Annotated in this window: 21 protein-coding genes and 1 pseudogene; 10 read left to right on the top strand and 12 right to left on the bottom strand. The window is 71.5% G+C overall.

Annotated features, from left to right (window positions below):
• Nucleotide 1: 1 nt before the first annotated feature.
• Together AB0H82_RS09880 and AB0H82_RS09875 are read right to left on the bottom strand one after the other, a co-directional pair.
• Nucleotides 2-838 (bottom strand): cytochrome c oxidase assembly protein, encoded by an 837-nt coding sequence (locus AB0H82_RS09880; protein WP_362990692.1) that lies wholly within the window; start codon nt 836-838, stop codon nt 2-4.
• A complete protein-coding gene (locus AB0H82_RS09875; RefSeq protein WP_362990690.1) occupies nt 835-1350 on the bottom strand; it encodes a DUF2243 domain-containing protein in 516 nt (171 codons plus the stop codon). Before AB0H82_RS09875 ends, AB0H82_RS09880 begins: the two co-directional genes overlap by 4 nt.
• A gap of 234 nt (nt 1351-1584) precedes the next feature.
• Here AB0H82_RS09875 and AB0H82_RS09870 point away from each other — a divergent pair, with 234 nt between their 5' ends.
• From AB0H82_RS09870 to AB0H82_RS09860, 3 genes are all read left to right on the top strand, one after another.
• Nucleotides 1585-2118, top strand: a complete 534-nt coding sequence (locus AB0H82_RS09870) for a hypothetical protein (protein WP_362990688.1) — start codon at nt 1585-1587, stop codon at nt 2116-2118.
• A 99-nt stretch (nt 2119-2217) separates the two neighbouring features.
• A complete protein-coding gene (locus AB0H82_RS09865) occupies nt 2218-2577 on the top strand; it encodes a hypothetical protein (protein WP_362990686.1) in 360 nt (119 codons plus the stop codon).
• Nucleotides 2578-2752: 175 nt separating this feature from the next.
• Complete coding sequence (locus AB0H82_RS09860; protein ID WP_362990684.1) at nt 2753-4243, top strand: hypothetical protein; 1491 nt, start codon at nt 2753-2755, stop codon at nt 4241-4243.
• A 28-nt stretch (nt 4244-4271) separates the two neighbouring features.
• Here the strand turns inward: AB0H82_RS09860 and AB0H82_RS09855 are convergent, their stop codons facing one another.
• Nucleotides 4272-5480 carry a histidine decarboxylase gene (locus AB0H82_RS09855; RefSeq protein WP_362990682.1) on the bottom strand — a complete coding sequence of 403 codons (1209 nt, stop codon included), beginning with the start codon at nt 5478-5480 and terminating at the stop codon, nt 4272-4274.
• A 201-nt stretch (nt 5481-5681) separates the two neighbouring features.
• Here AB0H82_RS09855 and AB0H82_RS09850 point away from each other — a divergent pair, with 201 nt between their 5' ends.
• Entirely contained in the window at nt 5682-7049 is a 1368-nt protein-coding gene (locus AB0H82_RS09850; protein ID WP_362990680.1) for a glutamine synthetase family protein, read from the top strand.
• Between the two features lie 30 nt (nt 7050-7079).
• On the opposite strand, the gene AB0H82_RS09845 is transcribed toward AB0H82_RS09850, so the two are convergent.
• Nucleotides 7080-7943, bottom strand: coding sequence for an NAD(P)-dependent oxidoreductase (locus AB0H82_RS09845; protein ID WP_362990678.1), 864 nt, complete (start codon nt 7941-7943; stop codon nt 7080-7082).
• Between the two features lie 126 nt (nt 7944-8069).
• Here AB0H82_RS09845 and AB0H82_RS09840 point away from each other — a divergent pair, with 126 nt between their 5' ends.
• Nucleotides 8070-8681, top strand: coding sequence for an ABATE domain-containing protein (locus AB0H82_RS09840; RefSeq protein ID WP_362990676.1), 612 nt, complete (start codon nt 8070-8072; stop codon nt 8679-8681).
• 185 nt (nt 8682-8866) lie between these two features.
• The gene (locus AB0H82_RS09835; protein WP_362990674.1) at nt 8867-9667 is read left to right on the top strand and encodes a hypothetical protein; all 801 of its coding nucleotides are present in this window, start codon (nt 8867-8869) and stop codon (nt 9665-9667) included.
• A 46-nt stretch (nt 9668-9713) separates the two neighbouring features.
• Here the strand turns inward: AB0H82_RS09835 and AB0H82_RS09830 are convergent, their stop codons facing one another.
• Nucleotides 9714-10361, bottom strand: coding sequence for a LysE family translocator (locus tag AB0H82_RS09830; RefSeq protein WP_362990672.1), 648 nt, complete (start codon nt 10359-10361; stop codon nt 9714-9716).
• Nucleotides 10362-10447: 86 nt separating this feature from the next.
• Nucleotides 10448-12355 carry an ABC transporter ATP-binding protein gene (locus tag AB0H82_RS09825; RefSeq protein ID WP_362990670.1) on the bottom strand — a complete coding sequence of 636 codons (1908 nt, stop codon included), beginning with the start codon at nt 12353-12355 and terminating at the stop codon, nt 10448-10450.
• 451 nt (nt 12356-12806) lie between these two features.
• On the opposite strand from AB0H82_RS09825, the gene AB0H82_RS09820 reads away from it, so the two are divergent.
• Nucleotides 12807-13607: a VOC family protein gene (locus AB0H82_RS09820; protein ID WP_362990668.1), complete on the top strand. Its 801-nt coding sequence runs from the start codon at nt 12807-12809 to the stop codon at nt 13605-13607.
• Here the strand turns inward: AB0H82_RS09820 and AB0H82_RS09815 are convergent.
• The gene (locus AB0H82_RS09815; RefSeq protein WP_362990666.1) at nt 13599-14795 is read right to left on the bottom strand and encodes an MFS transporter; all 1197 of its coding nucleotides are present in this window, start codon (nt 14793-14795) and stop codon (nt 13599-13601) included. The genes AB0H82_RS09820 and AB0H82_RS09815 overlap by 9 nt on opposite strands.
• A 98-nt stretch (nt 14796-14893) precedes the next feature.
• On the opposite strand from AB0H82_RS09815, the gene AB0H82_RS09810 reads away from it, so the two are divergent.
• Nucleotides 14894-15979: a DUF5937 family protein gene (locus AB0H82_RS09810; RefSeq protein ID WP_362990664.1), complete on the top strand. Its 1086-nt coding sequence runs from the start codon at nt 14894-14896 to the stop codon at nt 15977-15979.
• A 46-nt stretch (nt 15980-16025) separates the two neighbouring features.
• On the opposite strand, the pseudogene AB0H82_RS09805 reads toward AB0H82_RS09810, so the two are convergent.
• Nucleotides 16026-16478, bottom strand: a pseudogene (locus AB0H82_RS09805) (deaminase); the annotation flags it as partial.
• A 179-nt stretch (nt 16479-16657) separates the two neighbouring features.
• The gene (locus AB0H82_RS09800; protein ID WP_362990662.1) at nt 16658-18322 is read right to left on the bottom strand and encodes an amidohydrolase family protein; all 1665 of its coding nucleotides are present in this window, start codon (nt 18320-18322) and stop codon (nt 16658-16660) included.
• A gap of 457 nt (nt 18323-18779) precedes the next feature.
• Between AB0H82_RS09800 and AB0H82_RS09795 the strand changes: the two genes are divergently transcribed.
• Together AB0H82_RS09795 and AB0H82_RS09790 are read left to right on the top strand one after the other, a co-directional pair.
• Nucleotides 18780-19628 carry a GntR family transcriptional regulator gene (locus AB0H82_RS09795; RefSeq protein WP_362990660.1) on the top strand — a complete coding sequence of 283 codons (849 nt, stop codon included), beginning with the start codon at nt 18780-18782 and terminating at the stop codon, nt 19626-19628.
• A complete protein-coding gene (locus AB0H82_RS09790) occupies nt 19625-21247 on the top strand; it encodes an MFS transporter (RefSeq protein WP_362990658.1) in 1623 nt (540 codons plus the stop codon). The genes AB0H82_RS09795 and AB0H82_RS09790 overlap by 4 nt, the downstream gene beginning before the upstream one ends.
• A gap of 52 nt (nt 21248-21299) precedes the next feature.
• Here AB0H82_RS09790 and AB0H82_RS09785 read toward each other — a convergent pair whose 3' ends face one another.
• From AB0H82_RS09785 to AB0H82_RS09775, 3 genes are read right to left on the bottom strand one after another with little or no spacing between them, the layout of a single operon-like run.
• Entirely contained in the window at nt 21300-21647 is a 348-nt protein-coding gene (locus tag AB0H82_RS09785) for an STAS domain-containing protein (RefSeq protein ID WP_362990656.1), read from the bottom strand.
• Complete coding sequence (locus tag AB0H82_RS09780) at nt 21644-23023, bottom strand: SpoIIE family protein phosphatase (protein WP_362990654.1); 1380 nt, start codon at nt 23021-23023, stop codon at nt 21644-21646. Before AB0H82_RS09780 ends, AB0H82_RS09785 begins: the two co-directional genes overlap by 4 nt.
• On the bottom strand, nt 23023-23826 hold the full coding sequence (locus tag AB0H82_RS09775) for an alpha/beta hydrolase (RefSeq protein ID WP_362990797.1): 804 nt from the start codon (nt 23824-23826) through the stop codon (nt 23023-23025). The genes AB0H82_RS09780 and AB0H82_RS09775 overlap by 1 nt, the downstream gene beginning before the upstream one ends.
• Between the last annotated feature and the right edge of the window lie 489 nt (nt 23827-24315).

Raw genomic sequence — 24315 nt, 5'->3', positions numbered from 1 at the left:
GCTACGGCGCGGAGCGTGTGGGTACTCGCGCAGGGCGGGGCCGTCGCAGCTGGGCACGGCCGGTTGCCCGGTACCAGGAGGCGGCCACGACGACGGCGAGCGCCGCTTCGGCCAAGTCGCCGCCGTAGTACATGACTTGGGCGCCGGTATGCAGATCTGCCGTGGCGAACGAGGTGCCGGGCGGTGCCGTCGCGTACAGGGTCTTGGCCAGTACGGCATGTGCGGCGCCGGCGGCCAGCAGGGTCGCCCCGCGCGCGGCAAGGCTCCAACGGTGGCGGACGGGGTCGAGTTGGCAGACGGCGAAGGCGAACAGCAGCCCGGCCGCGAGGACATGGGCGTGTACGACGGCGTGCAGCCATGGCTCGTGCCGCATGGCCGCGAACAGCTCCGTGCGGTACAGGAGCCACAGCCCTCCGATGTCGAGCAGGGCCGCCAGCGGCGGGAAGAGCAGCCAGGTGACGGGGCGGGAGCGGGCCAGGGCCAGCAGTCCCCTGCGTGCCGTGCCGGGTGCCAGCGTGCGCAGGGTGAGGGTGAGGGGGCGGGCCAGGACGAGCAGCACGGGGGCCGCCATGCCGACGATCAGGTGCTGGACCATGTGGGCGGTGAACGGTCCGCCCGGCAGCGGGCCCACCGCCGCCCAGGCCACACCGCAGCAGCCGACGGAGAACGAGACGTCCCGCCACCAGGGCCACTCGTCCCCGCGTTGCCGCAGCCGCCCTGCGGCCAGCAGGTACACCACGGCCATCAGCAGCGCGGCCGCCGCCGACAGCAGCTCGATGGGCCCCGGGCCGGGGTGGGGCCCGATACCCGGGCCCGGATGGACATGTGCGAGGGTCACGACGCCGAGTCCACCCTGCCACTGTCGCTGCCGCTCCCCCTGCCGCGGGTCGCGCGGACCGCCAGCACCAGGCCGGTCAGCAGCAACACCAGGCCCGCCAGGTTCCACGACCAGTCGTACGGGGTGACGTCCACGCCGTAGCGGACCTGGTGCAGGCGCAGCAGCTTGTGGTCCACGATTCCGTCGTACAACTGGAAGATCCCGAGGCCGAGGAAGAACCCGGCCCGAGCATGGGCCGGGGTCAGGGCGCGGCGGCGGCACAGATCGGCGTACAGGAAGAAGCCGGCGACCAGGCCCAGCAACTCACCGGTGTGCAGCAGCCCGTCCGACATCAGGCCCGTGCCGGAAGTGGAGCGGTCGTAGAAGTGGTGCCAGTGCAGGATCTGGTGGAAGACGATCTCGTCCACCGCCGCCATCACCGCCACCCCGAGCACGCCGCACACCACCATCGACCTGCGCGGCTCGCGCCTCGTCCCGGGGGCGGCCGGGTGCGGACGGGCCGATGCGTTCATGGATCTGCCCTACTTTCTTGTGTTGGGCTTTCTTGTGCTGGACTTTCTTGTGCTGGGTTCGCATTTCTCGGGTGGGTTCGAGCTGATCATTCGTAAGGTCGGCGGGACCACGCCTACCCCTGACGCGCTACCCCGGCCCGTGGGTCCCGGCATCCGGGTGAGGCGCCCGGCGAGCGGGTGGAGTCCGTCCCGATCCGGTGGGTCAGGGCGCCGGCATCGGGTACCCGGAACGGCATGATCAAGCGTGCGTTGTGGCAAGGACTGGTCGCGGGGACCGCCGGGGGTGTCGTGATGACGCTCGGCGAGAAGATCGAGCAGGCCATCACCGGACGACCTGACTCACACGTGCCCGCACGGACCCTCCAACGTCTGACCGGCCTGCCGGAACGCCCCGGCCGACAACCCCTCCGGGTGAACTGGGCCATGCACTTCGGCCAGGCCGCCCTCCTCGGTGTGCTGCGGTCGGTCATGGCCCAGTCCGGGCTGCGCGGGCCGGCGGCTTCGGCGCAGTTCACCGTCGTGCGCCTCACGAACGACCAGATCCTTGAGAACGCCACCGGCGTCGGCGCCCCACCGCCCACCTGGCCCCGCAAGGAACTCGTCGTCGACGTGCTGCACAAGGCCGTCTACGCCTTCGCCACCGGCGCCGTCGCCGACGCCCTGGCCGCACGAGGAGGCCCCGGCCCCGGTCAACGCCACGCCTCCCTCCGCCCCGGCCGCCGCGCCGACGTGGGCCCCCTCCCCCGCGGCGACGCATACGGCCGCTGACGCAGAACGCCTCCGGCGCTGCACCGGCATTGGCTGGATCCGAACGTGATCGCCGTTCTGCAACAGCCTTCAACAGCCTTTGAGGGCACCATTGCGTCCATGCCCGAGAAGCTGTGCGAACGCTGCGAAATGATCGTTGGGATGGGCTGCGCCTGCCCGACCGACGGCCGCGCGCCGAAGGCGCTGGACCCTTCCCGCTCAGGCCCGGCGGCAGGGCCGGATGTCACGTGCGACAAGATCCTCATCTCGCCCACTGACATGGCCCACATCCCTGGCGCTTGCGTGCATTACGCCGACGGCCCTCTCGACGAGGCAGGGTGGGGCTGGGTCTCCGGTGCGGGCACGGACGTCTGGACTCGCATCAGTGGAGGGAACCCGCTCCAGGCCACGGCAGGCAACACTTCGCGTCGGGCGATGACGCGGTGCGCCCACTGCGCGGAGTTCCTCGGCTTCCCCTGACCGGGAGGGGAGGACGAGGGGAAGACTCGGGAAGGACAAGGAAAGGGAGCGGCGACCCGTACCGACTCGTGCCGTGGTGTTCACCGTTCCGTCGTGCCGAGGGCGGCGGTGAGCCATGTCCGTGCCAGGACCATCGGGCGTGATCGAGAGCCCCGTTCCGCAACCGCAGGAGCCGATGCCGACGCCGATGCCGCAAGGCGTCGCCGTGTGGAATTCGACGGCCGTCGGCCCATGGCTGGAAGCCCGGCCCGCCGTGTGGTCCCACCCCCTGCCCGCCGTACTGGCCCTGGCCTGCGCGCTCGTCGCGGCGACGGGTTTCCCGCGCATGGACGCCCACCTCTGCGGCCGGCTCGATCCGTGTGAGCCCCGATGGTGGGTCACCGCCCACCTCGCTCTTTCGGGTGTGGTCGTCTTCCGTTGGCTTTGGCGCCTGCCGCACCTGGCGGCGTCCGTACTACCGCTCATCGTCCTCGGTGTGGCGCTGCAGCCGCAGATATCCACGGCGGCCCGCACCGCCGTCGCCCTGGCGGGCGGATACGCGTTCGCGGGCTGCCTGCACCGCCGTCTGGTCGCCCGCAAGCAGCGGACGCTCGCTCTCGACGCAGCCGGTCCGCTGCGGCTACCGGTGCCGAAGGACGTCGATACCCGCGGTCGCGGCGGTTCAGACCTCGGTTGCGGCATCCCGATCCTCGGGTTCGCCGTGCTCGCTCTCGTGCTGTCGGCCCTGGGAAGCGGCCTGCTGCTGAGTGCCGAGAACTGGCGGCTCACCGCGGTCCTCACCCTGGCGGTGGGGTTGCACTGGGGCGGGTCGGGCCTGGCGGGGTGGCACGGGATCGCAGCGTTGCGCAGGTCACCGGTGCCCGTGCTGCGGGTGCTCCTGCGGGCCGGTGGCGGTTCGGACGACCGGCGTACGGACGTCTTCGCGGCGGATGACACCGCAGGCGGGTCGCCCGTCTTCTCCTGCCGTACCACTCTTCCCAAGGACGGCACGTTGCAGGAGGCGGTGCTGTACGGAGCTCCGCACACCGGCGGCGAACTGGTCCTCCTGACGGGCGGGGGCTCCGGGCACACCACGAAACCGGTACGGCCCCAGTACCGCGCCGAACCGGCGGCCGAGACCTGGCAGACCGGTGCGGCACCGGTTCGGTGGAGGGCCGGGCCCGGGGTGCGTGCGATCGTGCTGGGGTACCTGGCGGTACTGACGCTCGTAACCGTCGGCCTCCACTTCCACGAAACCGAATCCCGGCACGTCCATGCCCTCGCCTTTCTCGTCGCGGCGTCGGCGCTGCCCGTGGTCACCCTGCTCAACTGGCAGGTCGTGGCCGACTGTCACGGCCTCCGGGTCACTGGCACATTCACGGTTCATCATGTGCCGTGGAACGAGTTCCGCGGCGTCAGCGCGGAAGAGCGCGGCTTCCGAATCCGCTGCGCCACCGACCGTGACATCGACATCTACGGTGTCCTGCCCGCACGTTGGCTTGCCGAACTGCTGCCCCGGCGCCCGCGGGCACGGGCCGCGTTGGACGGAATCCGCTCATTGGCAGCCGACCCCGCACTCCGCCCGACCGAGGCCGCTCCCGCGCCCGGACGGTACGCACGGGCAGCCGGGCCGGCAATCGCCGCCTACTGCTCGGTGCTGATCGTCACCCTGCTGCTCTCCCTCTGACGCCGCCGGCACGGGCTCTGAAGCCGTGTCACATCTCCGTCGGCGCGGAAAGCGGGTGGCTGGGCGGCGGTCCGCGGTGGTGCGCGAGGTCGGCGCACATGATGTCGATGGTTTCGGGCGTCACGTGGGGCATGGTGAGCAGGTGGGCTCGGTGGTTTTGGGCGGCGAGGTGCCAGCGATTGCAGACTTCGGTCGGGGGCCGGTCGAAGGTGACGGTGATCGAGTGCGGCACGTGCCGGGGGTTGGCGCCGACACGCGCCAAGGCTCCGACGGCGTGGGCGGCGGTGTCGCGACATCGTCGGGCCTGGCTCCGGAGGCCTTCGGTGCCCAGTTCGTGCAGGCGTTTCCACAGCAGCACGGCGGCGAGACCGCTGCGTGAGCAGTCGAGCGTATGGTCGCTGGAGCCCAAGTACTCGTCCGCGGCGAGCGGGGGCAGGAGGTGCCGGGGGGTGACGACGATGCCGCAGGGCACGGGGCAGCCGATGAATTTGTGACCGCTGACGGAGACGGAGTCGGCGCCGTGCCGCAGATTCCAGGGAAGCTCGACAGGGGCGAACGCGGCGAGGAGGCCGCCCAGGGCGGCGTCGGAGTGCACGTGGGTGTCGCCCGCGGCGCGGGCCGCGCGACGCAGTGCGGCTACGTCGTCGAAAGCTCCGGTCATGGTGGTACCCACGGTGGCCACGATCACTGCTCCGCTCGGGGAACGGCCGGCGCGCGCGTCGTGTGCCCCGCGTTCCTCGCAGGCCATGCGCAGGGCATCGGGATCCATGGCGCCATCGGCGTCGCTGGGTACCACGACGAGTTCCATCCGCAGCAGACCGGCAGCTTTGCGGACGCCGTAGTGGGCCTGGTCCGAGGCGTAGACGGGGGCGTTGGGAAGTCGGTGGCGTCCCAGGCTCAGGCCGAAGAGCAGCCCTTCGCTGCCTCCGCTGGTCACGTACCCGTAAGTGTCGGCGGGGTCGCCTTCCGCCAGCCGGGTGAACCACGCGATGGTCGCGTTCTCGAACGGCTTGGCGTGCAGGCCTGCCGGGTCCCCGCCGCACGGGTCGCCCGCGTTGTTGATGAGGACCGGCAGCAGGGGGCCGCAGGCGGTGTGATCGAAATCCAGGTTGGCGGGATAGCCGAGGAAACGGGTCGAGGTTCGGTGGAGCCGTTCCGTGAGGGACAGGAGGATGTCTTCGGCGTGGCCGTCGGGCGAGGGCCGGTCGCCAATGGTCAGCACGTCCGCACCGCTCATCCGGCATGCCTCCGCCTTCTCGCACACCCTCTGCGCCCTCCGCGCCCTCTGCACCCTGCCACAAAACGCCATTAAGGGCTTATTGGGATATATAGGCTATAACGGCGTTATTGCAGGATGGCACAGACGGGCGCCGTTGTCGGCTCCGGGCACGGGCAGGGGCACAGACACGGGCATGACCGCGGCGGAGCGGAGTTCGGCTTGACGCAAGCAAAGCCACCAGGCCGGGCGGACGTACGCGCCCTCATCGACCGGCTCGCCGCCCAGGGCATCGACACCGTTCGCGTTTCTTTCCCCGATCTGCGGTCCACCGATCGCGGCCGGGACATTCTCGTGGGGCACCTCGAAGCGGCCTGCGCGCGGGGGCTGACCTTCAGCCGCGCCATCTACCGGGCCACCTCCGAGGGTGCGGTCGCGGATGTTCCCGGCGACTCGTTGGCCGGCTGGCCCGACATGCACGTCCATCCCGATCTGGACACTCTGGTTCCGCTGCCTTGGGAGCCTGGGGTCGCGTGGTGCCTGGGCGATCCCCGCGAGCCCGTAGAGGGCGGCGCCGCGCTGCCGGAATCGCCGCGCGAGGTCCTTCGCCGAGTGATCGCGCCGGACGCCGGGGCCCGGGTGCGGACCGTGGTCGGACCGGAGCTCGAATACTTCCTGCTCGATCCCGCTCCCGAAGCGCCAGGGGGATGGCGGCGCTACGGCGGCACGAGAGGCAACGTCTACAGCAGCGGGCGCAGAGGAGACCCGGACTGCCACCTTCTGACCACCATGCGCCACCTGCACCACCTGGGTATCGGTGTCACGGCCGGCAATCAGGAGGCCGGCGAAGGACAGTTCGAGATCAACCTGCAGCACGACGAGGCCCTTCGAGCGGCGGACCACGCCTATCTGTTCAAAGTGGCCGTACGAGAACTGGCCCGCAAGGAAGGCCGGCTGGCCACCTTCATGGCCAAGCCCTTCAACGACGGCGGAACCTCCGGCTTTCATCTCCACGTCTCCTGCACCGACGCGGCCGGCCGAAATCTCTTCGACGACCCCCGGGGGCCCTACGGTCTGTCGGCCAGAGCCCGCTACGCGATGGCAGGGCTCCTGCGGCACGCGCCCGCCCTCACGGCCCTGCTGAACCCCACGGTCAACTCCTATCGACGCCTGGGCCAGGACCCGACCGCACCCCGCGCCGGGGACTGGGGGCTGGACCGACGCGATGCCATGATCCGCATTCCCACGAGCCGCGGAGACGCCACCCGCCTGGAACTGCGGCTGGGAGACGCCTCGGCCAACCCCTACCTGGCCGTAGCCGGCCTGGTCGCCGCCCTGCGCCTGGGCATCGAGGCCGAAGAGGAACCGCCACCACCCGGTCGGGCCTCGGATACTGACGCCAACACATTCCTGCCGCTACCCGGGAACCTCGCGGCGGCGCTCGACGCTCTGGAGGCCGACAGCGAACTCACGGATCGTCTCGGTAAGAAGTTCACCGGCATCTACATCGCGGGCAAGCGTCACGAGTATCGGAAATTCCAGGAACACGTCACAGACTGGGAGTTCGCCGAGTACAGCGAGCGCGCCTGACCTCTCGGCGATGCCGTCGGTCGTCGGTGGTCACCGTGGCTGCTGTTCGGCGATGACCGCCCAGTCGTCCGTCCCGCGACCGTCGGCGATGGCCTCGTCGAAGACGGTGCGCAGCAGTTCGCCGATCGGGAGCGGGATGTCTTGGCCGGTCGCTGCGTCGAGGGCCAGGTGGAGGTCCTTGCGGCCCAGGTCCGTGGTGAATCCGGCCGGCTGGTAGCGCCGTTCGGCGATCATCGAGCCGTAGCCGGTGTAGACGGGGCCGGGGAAGAGTGTTGAGGTCAGCAGCTCGACCAGCTGCCCGGAGTCGACGCCGGCGCCTTCCGCGACGCTGACGGCCTCGCCCAGCGACTGGATCGCGCAGGCGATCAGGTAGTTCCCGAGGATCTTCACGATGTTGGCCTGCTCGGGACGGTCGCCGAGTCGCCAGGTCCGCGAGCCGATGACGTCGAGGAACGGCTGCACGCGGTCGAGCAGCGCAGGCTCCCCGGCCGCAAGAACGTTGAGTGCTCCGGCTTCGGCGACCGGGACACGGCCGAAGACCGGTGCCGCGACGTATCCGACACCATGCTCGGCGTGCACCGCGCCCGCCCGGCGAGCCAGGTCCGTACTCACCGTGGCGAGGTTGACGTGAACGGTCCCGCCCGGGGTCCGAGCGAGGACACCGGAGTCGATGAACGTCTCGGCGACGGCCCGGTCGTCGGACAGCATCGAGAAGACCACGGGCGATCGCATGGCCTCCGGGACCGAGGCGGCGCGACGGGCACCCGCCGCGGCGAGTTCGTCCGCGGGCTCGTCGGAGCGGTTCCACACCACGACGTCGTGGCCGGCCTTCAACAGGTTGCGCGCGATGGGCTTCCCCATGGCTCCCAGACCGATGACCGCGATACCGCTCACGCCAAGCACCCTCTCCATTGAACCGTCTGAAGGAGTTCAAAGGATGCCATGGAGTTACGATCACAGCGAACCGTCTGAAGCGGTTCGACGGGTGTGTTGTCGCTCACTGTCCCCGCGGAGGTTGGAATGGCCGAGGATGCACGTCGTGTGTTCCGGATGGACAACGAGGTTCTGGCGTTTCGGTTCACCGCCACCGTGAGCGATCGCGCCGGCCTGACGCCGAGAGAGCGGCTGACCGATCCCGCACGACTGAGGATGTGGCTCCGGGCCACAGGGCTCGACATCGCGGACGTGTCGCCGACCGATCTGGAGGGCGCTGTCGGACTGCGCGAGGCGATCCACCGCGTCGGATCGGCGATCGCCGCAGGTGAACAGCCCGACTCCGAGGATGTCCGCACCCTCAACACCTTTTCCGCCGCTGGGCACGCGAAGGCCGCACTGGAACACGGACGCGCGGGATGGCACCTGACGGAGACGACCCCTGTCGGCGACGCCCTCGGGGTCCTGGCCACGGATGCCATCCGCATCCTCGGGGGCCCCGACCGCGGCCGCGTCAAGAGCTGCGAAGGCCCCCGATGCGCGGGGCTGTTCCTCGACACCAGCCGTGCGGCCAACCGCCGTTGGTGCTCGATGAACACCTGCGGCAACAAGGTCAAGAAGGCGCGAATCAACGCGGGCCGACCTGGCGGAGCGGCGATCGGGCCCGTCGACGAGGTCACCTCCCGCGACGACGCCTAGGAAGTCCGGGCACGCGGGAGGGGCGACCGTCGCGCGCCGCACACTTCGTGGGGCTCTTCGGCCCAAGGGGCGTCGCTCGTTCGAAGGTGAGGGGTGTTTCTCCAGGTAGAGGTCTCGGGCGGTCGGGGACGATGCCGGTGCCGCTGCCCTCGTGAGGGCGCCCAACTCCGCAGAGGTGGCCGTTCATGATCCTCATCATCGTCGTCGCTGTCCTGGCTCTGCTGGCGGGCCTGGCCGCCAATCGCTACCTGCGGCCCCGGCTCGTGAGTGAGGACGACGACGCCGGCATGTGCGTCAAGGACCTGGTCGGCCCGCTGCTGACGCTGACCGTGCTGCTGCTGGCCTTCGTCCTGGTCACCGCCAACGGCTCCTACGGAAAGGCCGAGGTCGCCGCGCGCGGCGAGGCCCGGGCCGTCGACCAGCTCGTGGAGAGCGCCGAGTACGCGCCCGAAGCGCAGCGGGCGAAGATCCAGGCGGATGCCGTCTGCTACGCCCGCGCCGTCCGCCAGCGGGAATGGCCCGCCATGGCCGACGGGAAGGGCTCGCGGGCCCCCAGTGTCTGGTCCACCGACCTGCGCCGCGTCTTTCGCGAGGTCGAGGGCAAACCGGTCTTCGGCATGCTGGTCGGCGCCGACACCAAGCGCTCCGACGAGCGTGAGGAGCGCCTGACCCAGGCCACCGCGAGCATCCCCGGCGCGATCCTGTGGTTCCTGCTCGCCACCCTGGTCATCACCGTGATGGCCCTGGGCACGTGCATCCCCCGACGCAACAACCGCGGGCAGATCATCACCCTCACCGTCATCACCGCGCTCCTGACCGCCACGCTGTGCATCATCCGGGACGTCGACCGCCCCTTCGGCGGCATCATCGACATCGAGCCCACCGCCATCACCGACGTGGAACGCCAGGCCACCCGCGACTTCCTCGCCCACCACACCCCCGCCGACCTGCCCTGCGACAACCAGGGCGACCGCCGAAACGCCTGAACCCCGAGCATCGCGGCACGCCACAAGGAGCGAGCCTGACGGCGCCTCAAGCTGCCGCGGCGACGCCGATGCCGATGGCGATGAACAGCCAGCCGGTCGTCAGCTCCCAGCGGTGGCGGATCTTGGGGCTGGCGAGGAACGCCCGCAGCCGCGCGGCGACGGCGACCAGGGCGAACCAGTAGGCGACTCCGATGACGATGTCCAGGGTGCCGAGGAAGAAGATCTGCCGCGAGGTGGAGGCGCCGCCGTCGACGAACTGCGGCAGGATGCTGAGGAAGAACAGTGCCGCCTTGGGGTTGAGCACGTTGGTCAGGAAGCCCTGGGTGAAACCGGACCGCCACCGGCCGTCGGCCGGCCCCTCCCCCTCGGGGGTTCGCGGACCGGTGCCGTCCTGCGGGGCGTCGGCCGCCTCCCGCCGCGCGGCCAGCACGGCCCGGACTCCCAGGTATACGAGGTAGGCCGCGCCCAGCAGCCTGATGGCGTCGTAGACCGCCGGGGAGCGGGCGGCGATCAGGGACAGGCCGACCGCGGCGGCGAGCATGTGCACGCACAGCCCGGTCTGGGCGCCCAGCGCCGCTGCCCGGCCCTTCGCGGGATGCTCGGTGGCCGATCTCACCACCACGAGGAAGTCCGGGCCCGGAACCACATACGCCACCATGACTACGCCGAGGAAGCCGACGAGGTCGACCGACATCCGATTCCCCTTTCACTGGCCCCGCAGCCGGCCCTTCGCCGGTTCCATGGCCGGTACCCGTCAACGGCCTTGGACAGACCGTGTGTTCAGCGGTCCTGGGCGAGCGCGTACAGCTCGCCCAACAGGCTTCCCTCCGTCGCGACGAGTTCGTCGAAGGTGCCTTGTTCGCGGATGGCACCCCGGTCGAGGACGATCACGCGGTCGGCCATCCGTACGTTGTCCAGTCGGTGCGTGACCACCACGGTGATCCGGCCGGGGGCCGTGGCCCGCAGTTCCTGGAAGATCGTGTGTTCGCCGCGGGCGTCCATCTCGCTGGTCGGCTCGTCAAGGACGAGCACGGCGGGTTCGCGGTACATCGCCCGCGCACACGCGAGCCGTTGCCACTGGCCGCCGGAGAGTTCGTGGCCGCCCCACACCGAGCGGGCGAGGAGCGTGTCGAGTGCGTCGGGCAGTTCGCGGAGGGCCCGGGTCATGCCGACCCGTTCCGCCACGTCCCAGATCCGGTCGTCGCCGTGCTCGCGGGGCTGGCCCAGGGTGATGTTCTCCCGGGCGGCGAGCGGCCAGTGCCCGTTCTTCTGCGGGACCAGGCCCACGTGCCGCCAGACCGAGTCGGCGTCGGCGGTGGCCAGATCGGTGTCGTCCCACAGCACCTTGCCGTCGGTGGGAACGGTCAGCCCGGTGAGCAAACGGATCAGCGTCGACTTGCCCGCGCCGTTCTCCCCGACCAGTGCGACGACCTCGCCACGACGCAGGGTGAGGGTGATCGGCCGTACGGCCGCGGTGTCCTTGCTCGGGTAGCGGTACGAGGCGCCTTCAAGCCGGATCCGCTCCGGAGGCCCGGCCTGCGCGGTGCCGCGGACCGTGGCCATGGCGCGGACCTCGTCGATGAACTCGTAGTAGTCGGAGAGGTAGAGGCCGTGGTGGAACATCACCGTGCTGTATCTGATGATCGAGTTCAGGGCGCGCCCGGCGGTCTGGGAGGCGACGACGGCGGTTCCCGCGATCGCCGTCGACATGGCTCCGGCGAGCACGAGCGCGGCCAGGGACGCCCACATGCCGAGGGTGAACAGGCCTCCGAGGGACGCGGCCAGCAGAGTGATCAGCAGGTAGGGGCGGGCGCCCGCGAGTTCGCGGCCTTCCACGCGGTCGCACATGGTCCGGTACCAGAAGTGCAGATAGCCGCGCATCGTGTTGGCCCGCAGCTCGTCGGCGAGTTCGGCCGTGGTGAGCCACCAGCGCATCATGCCGCGCACGTTGCGGGCGGAGACCGTGCGGTCGTGGACCCGGTAGTCGACCCGCGCGGCGATCACTCCGCCCAGACCCCGGGGGACGACGGACAGCAGCAGCACTCCGAGCAGCAGCGGATGCAGGGAGGTGAGTACCGTCGCCGCGGACACCAGTTGGACGAGCCCGTTGGTGAGGGTCTTGGCGTCGTCGGCGAGGTCGACGGCGCGCAGCGCGCCGATCTCCGCGGCCTTGCTCCGGTCGCCGAAGCCCTCCGCGTCGTACGCGGCGAGTTCGGCGCGCATGTACAGGTCGACCAGGGTGAGGTCCGCGGCCGAGGCGATCTTCGGGTTCAGGCGCCGGGTCGCCCAGTCCGCGAGGATCCACATCGCCGCGCCGGTGGCCATCGCCACGACGGCGACGGCGAGAGCGGGCCACGCGCGCGTGAGGCCTTCGCGGGGGTCGGAGACCATCAGCTGCGGCAGGGCCCTGGCCACGGCGGCGAGCATCACTCCCGTGCCGATGCCGGACAGCAGCTGGCACCCGACGACCGTCGCCGTCATGCGGCGGTCGACCGTCCAGGCGAGCCGGGCCGTCTGCATGAGTGCCGCGGGAATGCGGCGGGCCATGTCCCACAGGGTGGCGTCGTCCATCGCGCCCCGGTGTTTGCGTCCGTTGTAGTCGAGTTCCGGAGGCGCGGACGGCCGCGGACCTCCGCTGCGGGCCGCGGGGACGGACACGGGCTCGTGCGGTGCCGGCGTGTACGTCATGCTCCCCACCCCGATGACGGTCGTGATGCCGATGCGAACAGGGCGCGACGCACGTCGACCGGTCGCCGGAAAGCGGTGGCCTCGACGGCCTGAGCGGGAGGATTTTCGAACGCGGGGCGAAGGGCGGTCAGCATGCGGACGGGATTCACGGGTTCTCCTCGGTGGCGGGAAAGGGACCGAACACCGATACAACGCCGCTGATCACAGGGCCGATACGGGCAGCTTCGGGCGACTGGTCGAGCGGAAGTTCGAAGCCGGGCGGATGGAGCGAGTGCTGAAGGCCCGCGCCTGCGCCACCCGTCCGTTCGATTCACTCTTCCGAGTACGGCGGCAGGGCCCCGAGCCCCAGCGGCGGGGGGCAGCGTTAAGTCACACCAGTGCCACAGCGCGACGCGGGGCCCGGCGGTGGGGATGATGGAGGCCCGTCCATCGACCTCGGAACGGTACAGAGATGAACAGCTCCAAGACGCCCACGAGCGAGCACGTGGCCAGCAGCTCGGTGTTCGGCGCGCCCTGCTGGGTCAACCTGACCACGCGCGACCTGCGGTCTGCGGAGAGGTTCTACCACGCCGTGCTGGGATGGGACTGGCGCACCGGCAAGCTGGGCGACGAGTACCGGTTCGCCCATGTGGGCGAACTGCCGGTGGCCGGGGTGTCCGTCGTGGAGGCCATGGGTCGGACGGCCGTCGCATGGACCCCGTTCTTCGCCGCGTCCAACGCGAACGAGACCGTCGCCCGCAGTCAGGAGCGCGGAGGGACGACCGCCGTGGGGCCCATCTCGTTCCCTCCGGGGCGGGCGGCACTGCTGGCCGATCGCGACGGAGCGGTCTTCGGCGTCTGGGAGGGCGAGCTGGTCGCCAACTGGGAGGAATGGCGCCGCGCGGCTCCGGTCTTCGTGGAGCTCCACACCCGGAACGCCTTCGACGCGGCCATCTTCTACGCGGAGGTCCTCGGCTGGGCGTCCACGGTCGCGGGCTGCTGCGAGGTGGACTACGAAGACGAGAAGGTCGTGCTGCGCAGTCAGGGCGACGTCGTGGCCCGCATCCATTCGGGCGCGGTGGAGTCCGCGCCCGATCCCTCGATCCGGCCGCGCTGGCAGATCCACTTCACGGTCGCCGACGTGGCGGCGTGCGCCCGGGCGGCGCTGGCCAACGGCGGCAGTGTCATCCAGGGGGAAGAGGGCTCGGACGAGGCCATCCTGTGCGATCCCGACGGTGCACGCTTCGTGGTGCGTTCGAAACAGTCACAGTGAGACGACCGCGGTGGCCGAGAGGAGCGTGGCGGCGGCGAGGCTGCCCCACAGGGCGGCGGGGCCGTGCGGGGCCAGCGCGGTGATGGCCGCCGGGGAGACGGCGAGGCCGAGACCGGTGGAGAGTTCGAAGCGCGCGAGCGTGCGTCCCAGGGCGTGGGCCGGGGCGACGGCGGTGACCAGCGCGGTGGCGCTGCCGGCGTAGACGATCTCGCCGAGAGTGCAGACCACGGAGACCGCGGCGATGGCGGGGACGGCCCAGCCGCGGTCCAGCGAGGCCGCGCCGAGGAAGCCGAGGTACGACACGGTGAGGACCACGCCGGCGAGGGCCAGCACGGTCCGCCGGGGGTAGCGGGACAGGAGGACGGTGACCGGCACCTGGAGGGTGACCACCAGGACGGTGTTGGCCACGAAGATGCCCGCCGACCACGCCGGGGACGCGTGCAGTTGGGTCGTGAGGATCAACGGCAGCGCGATTTCGGGGATGTTGAGGCAGAAGACGTAGATCACGTTGGCGGCGAGCAGGGCACGCATGCCGGGGGCGGGCTCGTGGTCCTTCGCCTGGGTCGGTTCCGCACTCGGAGCAGCGTCTACGCGTACACGTACACGTATCGACCATGTGATGATCCCCGCGACGAGGTAGCTGGCTCCCGTGACGGCCGCCAGCGCCCGCAACGCCGGGGTGCCGCCCGCCAGGCAGACGGTGGCGACGAGCGCGCCGACGCCCATGCCGGCGTTGCGCAGGGCGCGGCCCGCCGCGAGTGCCGCGTCCCGTTCGCGGCCGTGGGAGACCGTGGCGACGAGGGCGGCGTGGGCGGCCGGCCAGGCCTGGTTGCCGATGCCGAGGAAGAGTGCGGCCGTAGCGAACAGCCAGACGTTTCCCGCCGGGGCGGCCAGCAGCAGCGCCGTGCCCGCCACCCGCACCAGCATCGAAGCCGCCACGGCCGTGCTGCGCGCACCCCGGTCCAGCCAGCGGCCGAGCGCGGGCATGAACACGAGGCCCGCGACGACACCCACCGTCATGGCGGCGCCGGTGAGCGGGGCCGACAGGCGCAGCACGGTCACTCCGTACAGCAACAGGAAGGGCCGTAGGAGGCCGGTGCCGAGCGCGTCCACGGCGAGGGCGACGGCGTAGCGGGGGCCTCCGGAGGCGTGGAGGAGGGCGCGGGGTGCGATCTTGGTGGTGGGCATGTGGCCACCGTCGGGTCGACCGTCCCGCAGGGCACGTCAGTTGACGGACACCGTCAACCCACGGCTTCGTCGACCGTCCGACCAGCGATGATGAGGGGATGACGCTGCGCATCGACATCACCGGACTGCCGTCCGACCGGCTGCGGTTCGCCGCCTCCCCGCTGGCCGAACTGACCGCGATGCTGCATGTCCTTGCCGCCCCCGGGCATCACCCGCAGCTCGCGGGCTGGGCGGCGGAAGTGCGGGCCGGGTTGCGGCCGGAGCTGTCCGAGCGCCTGCGGGAGGCGGAGTTCCTCTGGCGTTCCTCACAAGCGGACTTCCTGCTCCCCGCCCGCCCTCGGCACTCCCTCGCCGAGGAGTTGGACGACGTCGACCGGATCGACGACGAGACCTATGTGACCGCCGCGCTCGTCACCACGTGCGGCAGCGACCGGACCCACGCCGCCGCGCCCTCCCCGCTCAACGACGCGGACGCGCGCGAGCGGGCCCTCGACCTCGCCCAGGCCCGCGGCGCGCGGCAGGAAGCCTTCGCGGAACGGCTGCTCACCGATCCGGCCGCCGTGCGGGCTCGGGTGCGCCAGACGATCGAACAGTGCGCGGAGGCGTTCTTCGACGCGGCCTGGGCCGATGTCGCCGCGCGGCTCGCCGCGGACCTGCGCCTGAAGAACGACCTGTTGAAGCATCAGGGCATCGGTCCGGCACTCGCATCGGTCTCCGGCGCCATCGCGCTGGCCCCGGACGGCGACTGCATCACCGTGGACAAGCTGCAGGACAAGGCGACGGCCGCCCGCGGCGCCGGGGTCACCTTCATCCCCAGTGTCTACGGCCGCCCGCACCTGGTGGTGGTCCACGCGCCCGGGTGGCAGCCGGTGGTGCAGTACCCCGTGGCCGAGCCGAACCCGCCGGAGCCGGTGTCGCTGGAGACGGTCGGGCTGCGCCTGGAAGCGCTCGCCCATCCGGTACGGCTACGCCTCCTGCGCACCCTGGCCCGGGGTCCGCACACCACCGGTGAGCTGGCCCACGCCTGGGAGCTGACGGCCCCGGAGGTCTCCCGCCACCTCGCCGTCCTGCGCCGCGCCGGCCTCCTGACGGCGAGGCGGCGCGGCCGCTACATCCACTACAGCCTCGACCTGCCCGCGATGACGGCGCTGGGCACGGACCTGCTGTCGGCCGTGCTGCGCTGAGAGGGCGAGCGGCCGGGGCCGCGAAGTCCGAATGCCCCCCGCTCGGTCAGAGCAGGTGCTGGTTCGGGGACTTGGCGGCATCCGCGTACTCGGACAGCTCGATGACGGTGATGCCGGCGGACTCAAGGCCTGCGGTGCCGTCCGTGCCGGGCTCGGACGTGTCAGGCGTGCAGGCGTCCGGCTTCCGCCAGCCGATGACCACGCGGCGGATGCCCGCCTCGCGGATCAACTGGGCGCAGGACCGCGGCCGGGAAGCACGCTCGGCGCACGGTTCGAGGGAGCTGTAGAGGGTTGCCCCGGACAGTCGGGGGTCGTCGGGGGCGAGTTGGGCGAGAGCGCCTTCCTCGGCGTGGTGGTGCGCGTCGTGCAGGCGGGAGTGGGCGCGGGCGAGCTCTGTGCCGTCGTCGGCGATGACGACCGCGCCGGCGGAGAACGCCGTGGTCGAGGGCGGGCACTGGGTGGCGAGTTGGCAGGCCACGGCGAGCCAGGCCCGGTCGGCGGTGGTCGGCTCGGTGCCGGGTCCCGGCTGTCCGCAGGCTTCGGGAGATTCGGTCACAGGATGCTCGTCTCCTTGGGGGCGTACCGCTAGGGGTACCACGTCACCGGAGTCCGGAACCTGTCTCCGTGCCTCAGATGCGGACGCGGAGACGGACGGCGTCGGGCTCCCGGCCATGGGCCTCAGGGGCGTCGCGCGTGGCGTGCTGTGCCGTCCGGGTCCGGGTCGACCCGCTGGATGCGGGCGCGCTCCACGACTCTCGGTCCCACCTCGGCGGCCCTGCGGACCAGCGCGGGCCCGTCCCAGTCCGTGGGCCACCCCTGCCACAGTCGCAGCTTGCCGTCCACGACGACCGCGGTGATCTGGTCGCGGTCGGCCAGCCGGACCAGTTCCCACGACAGGTCGTAGGACGGGGTGAGTTCGGGTACGCGGAGGTCGACGAGCAAGAAGTCGGCGGCCTTGCCGACGGAGATCTCGCCCGTCACCCTGCCGAGTCCGACGGCGTCGGCGCTCAGGGCAGTGGCGTGGGTGAGCCACGTGCGGCCCGCGCCGCACGAGGAGTCGCCGGACCGCAGGCCGTAGCTCAGGCGCTGGGCGCTCTCCGCGGCGTCGATCAGACGGAAGCCGCTGCCGCGGGTGCCGTCGGTGCCGGTGCCGAAGCGGATGCCCATGGCGCGCCACATCAGGGCGTGCGCGACGGCGTTTCCCTTCCAGGCGCTGGCGACCGGGTTGTAGCTGACCGCGGCGCCGGTGTCGGCGAGCATGCGCATCTCGTCGGGGGTGAGCAGGGTGGCGTGGGCGCCGAGGACGTGCGCGTTGAGCGCGCCGATGTGGTGCAGGTGGGCCACCGGGCGGCGACCCACGCTCTTGAGCGAGCGTTCGACGGCGGCCAGGTGTTCGTTGACGTGGACCTGGAGGACCGCGTCGGCGTCCGCGCACAGGTCGGCGGTCCTCTTCAGCACCTCCGTGGTGGCGTCCTCGGGGACGGGTATCGCCAGCGAGGGATGGATCAGCCGGGAGCTCTGGAAGCGCTCCAGGTGTTCCTTGCCGCCCGTGCCGCCGGAGACGACCTTCGACAGCACGCAGCGCAGCCCGGCCTCCTCGGCGGCCTCGGCGATGACGCCGACGTCGACGGGGGCGCGGGTACCGGCGTCGGCGGCGGTGGTGAATCCGCCGCGCAGCGCCTCCAACGCCGCGAGTTTCGCCGAGAGGTGGGCGGTCTCCTCGTCCAAGGCGCGTTCCAGCGGCTCCCACACCGTCTTGAAGATCTCCGACGGCTGCCCGAACGCCTGGGCCTTGCCGAAGCTCTGCGTCAGATGGTGGTGGGCGTCGACGAAGCCCGGCATGAGCAGGTGACCCCTCAGCCGTACGGTAGGGGCGTCCCGGTGTGCGTCGGTGAGCTTGCGGACCGGTCCGACAGCCTTGAAGGCGCCGTCCTGGACGAGCACCGCGCGGTCCTCGACCGGCCCTTCCGGCAGCAGGACCACGTCCGGTACGAGCAACAGCCGCTTGCCGCGGAAGTCCTGCGGGCCGAAGGTGCCGTGGCGGTCGTGTCCGGCGGCGGCCGCCGGTCCCGCTCCGGCGGCGCCGAGCAGGCCGCCGGTGCCGACGAGCCCGGCCCCGACGACGAAGCGGCGACGTCCCACGCCGCGCCCCGCACCGCGTGTCGCGCCGTCCTCGTGGTCCGCCTCCGGCCGCCCGCCCCGCGTCGCCTGCGCCACGGAGTCGTCGACCGCCCGCCCAGCGCCCGGTGTCCGCGCCTCCCGTTCGGTGTCCCCGTCCTGCCGGCCGATGCCCTGCCCGCCGTCCTCGCCCGACGACCCGTCCTGCCGCGCCTGCTGCACCACCGCACACTCCTTCGTGTCCACACAGGAAAGGCCCGACTGCGCGGGCAGCCGGGGGCGCCGACCCTAAGCGAGTCCACAGGACGGAACAAGAGTTTCGGCACATGGAACTGGAGGGCGGGGTTCGGGCCGGGCCGCTCAACGGTCCGGCTCCTCGGCGCCGACGCGGCGACTGAGTGGCGCAACGGGCCCTGCCTCACCGCCACACCGCACGTCACGAGCGTCGCCGCAGGTCAGGGATGGTGGCGTAACGTGCCGGAAACATCGGTGCCCTAGGTTTGGCGGGTGCCGCCGCGGCACGGCCGCCGACCCGACACCGCCGTGCCGATCGGCCGGTCACGCAGGCGCACGGGTCCGGCTCTCGGCGTTCGCCCGGCGTGGCCGACCGATGGCTCGACGCGCGCGCCGGGCCGGCGCGCGCTCCCGCCCATCCCCGGCCCCGACGCGCAGCGGAGGTCCCATGAACGCCTCGCCCCCACAGCCCACCGAACCCCGCCAGGCGCCGGAAAGCCGACGGCGGACCCGGGCGGACCGGGCCCGGCAGGTCGCCGAAGTGCTGCGCCGTCAGATCGCCTCCGGGGCGTTCACCTCGGGCCTGCTGCCGGACGAGCGGACCCTGATCGCCGACTTCGCGGTGTCGCGCAACACCGTCCGCGAGGCACTGGGCGTGCTGCGCGACGAAGGCGTGGTCGAACGGCGCCAGGGCGTGGGGACGGTGATCGTACGGCGGCCGTACGAGCACACCTTGGAGCGGCTGACCGGCCTGGCCGAAACGCTGGGCACGCACGGTGAGGTGACCAACCATGTGCGGGTCGCGGACCTGGTGCGCCCGCCCGGCGAGGTGGCACGCAAGCTGCACGTCCCCGACGGCGGGCGGGTGGTCTACATCGAACGGCTGCGGCTCCTGGACGGTGCTCCGCTCTCCCTCGACCTGACCTATCTGGCCGCGGACATCGGGGAGCCGCTGCTCGCCGCCGACCTGGCGGGCCGGGACCTGTTCGGACTCATCGAGGAGTCCACCGGCGGCCGGCTCGGCTCGGCGAGCGTCACCGTGCACGCGGTGGGCGGTGACCCACACACGTGCGCGTTGCTGGACATCCCGGCAGGCTCGGCGCTGTTCACCGTGGAACGGCTGACCAGGCTGCCCGACGGGCGCCCGGTGGACCTGGAGTTCCTGCGCATCCGCGGCGACCGGCTGGCGTTCCGCGCCGAACTCGTCCGCGCCGTACCGGAGCCGCACAGCGGCCCTCCCCCGTGGGACGACGGTGCGTCAGGCGAGGGCATGTCACGGGCGGGAGGCGAACGGTGAACCCCGACCCCGAGACCGCCCCCGAGACCGGGACCGCCGGCAGGACGGCACTCGGCGCCCCGGTCACACGGGCAGACCGGGACGTACGCCGGAACGCGGACCGGGACGCGGCAGGCCCCGGTCCGCTGACCGTCGCCGTGATGTGTCTGTGCGTCACCTTGGTGGTGGGCATGGTCTCCGCGGTGAACCTCGCCATCCCCGCGCTCTCGCGCAGCGCCCTGCGCCCGTCGGCCGAGTCGGTGATGTGGGTGGTCGACGGTTATGTGGTGTTCTTCGCCTGCCTGCTCATTCCGGGTGGCGCGCTCGCCGACCGGCTCGGCCGCAAGCGGGTCCTCGCGGCGGGCATGGGTCTGTTCACCGCCGGCTGCGTCCTGTGTGCCGTGGCGCCGGGCATCGGCACGGTGATCGCGGGCCGGGTGGTCAGCGGGGTGGGCGCCGCCGCGGTGCTCCCGACCACGCTGGCCCTGATGGTGGGCGGCGCGCCGGCGCACCGTCGGCCGCGGCTGGTGGCGGTGTGGGCGTCGATGACGGGGCTGGCGGCCGTGCTCGGCAACGTCGGTGGCGGGGCGGCGCTGCAGCTCGGTTCGTGGCGGGCGCTGTTCTGGTGCGTGGTGCCGTTGTCGCTGGCGGCGCTCGCCCTGGTGGTGGCGTTCTCCCCGGCGCCGCCGCGGCACGACCGGCCGGTGTCGATGGTGTCCGCGGCCCTGCTGACGGCCGGTTTCCTCGCCCTGCTGTGGGGGATCGTGTCCGGTCCGCAGGCCGGTTGGGGCAGCCCGCGGGTGCTGGGCGGCTTCGGTGCGGCGGCGGTGCTGCTGGCGGCCTGGGCCTGCTGGGACCTGCGCCGAGAGCATCCGATGCTGGACCCGCGGCTGTTCGCCGTGCCGGTGGTGCGGGCGGGGGCGGTCGGCATGGCGCTGGTGTTCTTCGGGATGTTCGGCCTGTTCTTCGTCAACGGCCAGTATCTGCAGTACGCCAAGGGCTACTCGCCGCTGGGGGCGGGAGTGCGGCTGCTGCCGATGGCGGGTGCGCTGTTGCTCGCGCCGCGCTGCGCGGCGGCCCTGGAGCGGCACACCGGTCCACGGGTGACGCTCGGGTCGGGCCTTGCGGTGCTGGCCGCCGGGCTGTGCACGGTCTCGCTGGTCGGCCCGAGCACCCCGTACTCCCTGTACGCGCTCGGGGCGACGCTCACCGCGGCCGGGTGCGGCCTGGCGACGCCGCTGCTGTCGTACGGCATGATGTCCGCGCTGCCGGCGCACCGGGCCGGGGTCGGCTCGGGATTGCAGAGCCTGGCGCGGGAGTTGGGCAGCGCGCTGGGCGTGGCGGTCAGCGGCAGCGTGGTGACCGGGGTGTTCACGGCGGGCCTCCCGGCGCCGCTGCGCGGGCCCGACGCGCCGACGACCGTCCCCGCCGCCGAACACCGTCTGGTCACCCAGGGATTGACCTCACCCGACCTGCGGCACGCCGTCGTCGCGGACTTCACCACCTCACTCGACACCGCGATGCGGGTGCTGGCCGCGCTGGTGGTCGTGGTCGGCGCGCTGGTGCTCGCCTGGTACCCGCGCCGCAAGCCCCGTGCGGCGGACGGGCAGGAAGGCGACGAGGCGTTCACCGCCCGGTGAGTCGGTCGGCTGCCGGCATCTACCGCTTCCTCAGGGTGGGAGACGGCCCGCCTCATGGCGCAGGGGCGACATCACCGCCGGGACGGGTGGGGCGGATGGTGAAGACCTGGTCGAGTCCGACGATGGCGAAGATGCGCAGGGTCTGGGCGGGGACGGCGACCAGGACGGTCTCGGCGCCGGCGTCTTGGGCGCGCTGGCGGGCGGCCAGCAGGACGCTGATGCCGGTGGAATCGCAGAATGCCAGGCCGGACAGGTCGATGACCAGCTGCTGGCCCGGGCTCAGGAGGAGGCGTTCGACCTGTTCGCGCAGGACGGAGGAGTGCTCGTAGTCGAGTTCGCCGGCGACCTCCAGGAGGGGGCCGGTCGGGGTGGTGTGGCGGGTGATGTTCAGCGGGCTCATGGGGAGGGGTTGGTTGTCGGGCTCGGGGACGTGTCGGTGGCGGGGACGCCGAGGGCGAGGAGGGCGGTGTCATCGTCGAGGCCGTCGCCGAAACTGTCCAGCAGCCCGGTGAGGGCGGTGATCAGTTGCCGCGGCGTGGTGGGTGCCTGGTCGACGGCGAAGGTCTGCAGGGCCGTGTCGCCGAAGAGGTGCTCGCGGGCGGGGCCGGTCCTGGCCTCGGTGAGGCCGTCGGTGTAGAGCAGGAGTGTGTCACCCGGGCCGAGGGTGGTCTGCGCGTTGCTGAAAGGAGCGGCGGGCACGGCACCGACGAGGAGCCCTCCGGGCGTGGAGAGGAAGTCGGCGCGGCCGTCGGCCCGCACCACCAGCGCCGGCGGATGGCCGCCGGAAGCCAGCCGGACGGTGGCGCCGCCTTGGTCGGTGCCGGGTTCGATGATGCCGAAGATGACCGTGCAGAAGCGTGGATCGCCGCCGGCTGCGTAGCGGTCGTAGAGGACGGTGTTCAGCGTGGCCAGCGCCACGACCGGTTCGGGGTCGTGGAGCGCGGCAGCGCGCAGGGTGTAGCGGGTCAGCGACGTGAGGGAGGCCGCCTGGGGGCCTTTGCCGCACACGTCGCCGAGGAAGAACGCCCACCGGCCCTGCCCCAGGGGGAACAGGTCGTAGAAGTCGCCGCCCAGGCGGTCGGGAGACGCGGTGTGATAGTGCACGGCGGCTTCCAGTCCGGGCACGGCGGGCAGTGAGGAGGGAACGAGGGACTGCTGGAGTACGGCGAGGGCGTCGGCCAGCCGCTGCCGGTCGGCCTCGGCCTGCCGGCGAGCCGCTTCCGCCTCCGCCCTGGCCTGCTCTGCCTCGGCGCGGGCCTGCTCGGCGTCCTGGCGGCGGCGCAGCAGTTCCTTCTCGTAGGCGCGCCGGTCGGAGGCGTCGAAGACGGTCGTGCGGATCAGCAGCGACTCGCCTTCACTTCCGTGCTTGACCACGGAAGACACCAGCACCGGCAGCCGCCGCCCCTCGGCGGCTTTCATCTCCAACGCGATGCCGCGCAGCTCACCCTGCATACGCAGCAGTGGCGCGAAGTGCGTCTCGTGGTAGAGCTTCCCGCCGACGGTCAGCAGGTCGGGGAAGCGGAGCCGCCCCACCACGGTCCCGCGCTCAAGGCCGAGCCAGTCCAGCAGAGTGTCGTTGATCTTGGCGATGGTGCCGTCCATGAGCGTGGACAGATACCCGCAGGGGGCCGACTGGTACAAGTCCTCGGCGCTGTCCTCAAGCAGCGCGGTGAACGCGGCGTCCGTCGCTGATGCGCCCTGTACGTCCGGCTGTACGTCCGGCTGTACGTCTGGCGGCTCCGGTATCCGGCCCGGCTCCTCGCCCGCGGGACACATCACCGAAAGTCCGCCAAGAACGTGAGGATCGCTTCGTTGGTGGCCTGTGGTGCGCTCAGCTGCGGGCAGTGCCCGGTGGCATCCAGGGTGACCAAGCGGGAGGAGGGGATCGCCGCGTGGACGTACGCGCCGACCTCACGGGGGGCGATCACGTCCTGGGAGCACTCAAGGACCAGCGTCGGAACCGTCACGCTCTTCAAATCCTCGCGGCTGTCGGACAGGAACGTGGTCCGCGCGAAGACCGCCGCGATGTCCGGGTCGGTGGCACAGAAACTGTTGGTCAGCTCCTCCCCCAGCTCCGGCCGCTCCGGATTGCCCATGATCATCGGAGCCATGGCCGCCGACCAGCCCAAATAGTTCGCGTCCAGTGATTCCAGGAGCTCATCGATGTCCTGCGCGCTGAAGCCGCCCCGGTATCCGCCGTCGTCGATGTATCGGGGAGAGGGAGCCACCATGACCAGCGCACCCAGTCGTGACGGTGCCATCCGCGCGGCCAGCACCCCCACCATGGCGCTGACCGAATGCCCGACGAAGACCGCGTTCCTGAGGTCGAGCTCCTCGCAGACCTCCACCACGTCCCGGGCGTAGCCTTCGAGCGAGGAATACCGCTCCTGGCTGAAGGCCGAGAGCTCCGAGCCGCCGGAGCCCACGTAGTCGAACGTGACCACCCGGTACCGGTCCGCCAGCGCCGGCACAGTCAGTCTCCACATGTTCTGATCGCAGCCGAACCCGTGCGCCAGCACTACCACCGGGCCGTCGGCCGGACCGGTCACCTTGACATTGTTCCTGCTGCAAATATCCATGACGGCCATCGTCCCACCCGGCCGATGGCACTCCTGCAGCGGTGCCCGCAGGGCACGGATCACGCCGTTCGCGAGCCGGCACCCGTCCAGGTGGCCCGGCACCGAGCCGCGCCGAGTCAGGGAGCCCTCGGGAGTGGGAGGAATAATTCACCCTGCCAGACAGCCGCTTACGCGTAAGTATTTGGCGCGGTTCCGAATTGGTCACACTGCTCCGATAGAGCGCACTGTACATCGATGGACAGAAGAACATTTCTGGAGTTGCACGCAAAGATCCCAACACGAGGCGGAGGGAAATCTACCCAGGTGAGGCATTTCAGCACTGCCTATTTGCCGCATAAAGGCGGCGCATGCGCATGCTCCCACCGCATCACTCTTCGCGCCCCACGTGCGCCCCCCGTACGCCCCGTGTCCGCCTCTCCATCCAGAGCAAGCGTTGTGGTGTTGCCCTTTTCGTACTTAGGTGGGTACTGCGGATTCAACCGCTCACAG

Origin of the sequence: Streptomyces sp. NPDC050732 (genome assembly GCF_040654255.1) — a bacterium.
In the GTDB taxonomy this organism is placed as follows: Bacteria; Actinomycetota; Actinomycetes; order Streptomycetales; family Streptomycetaceae; genus Streptomyces.
Note: the sequence above shows the minus strand (reverse complement) of the source record. Positions and strands in the feature narration are given on the sequence as shown.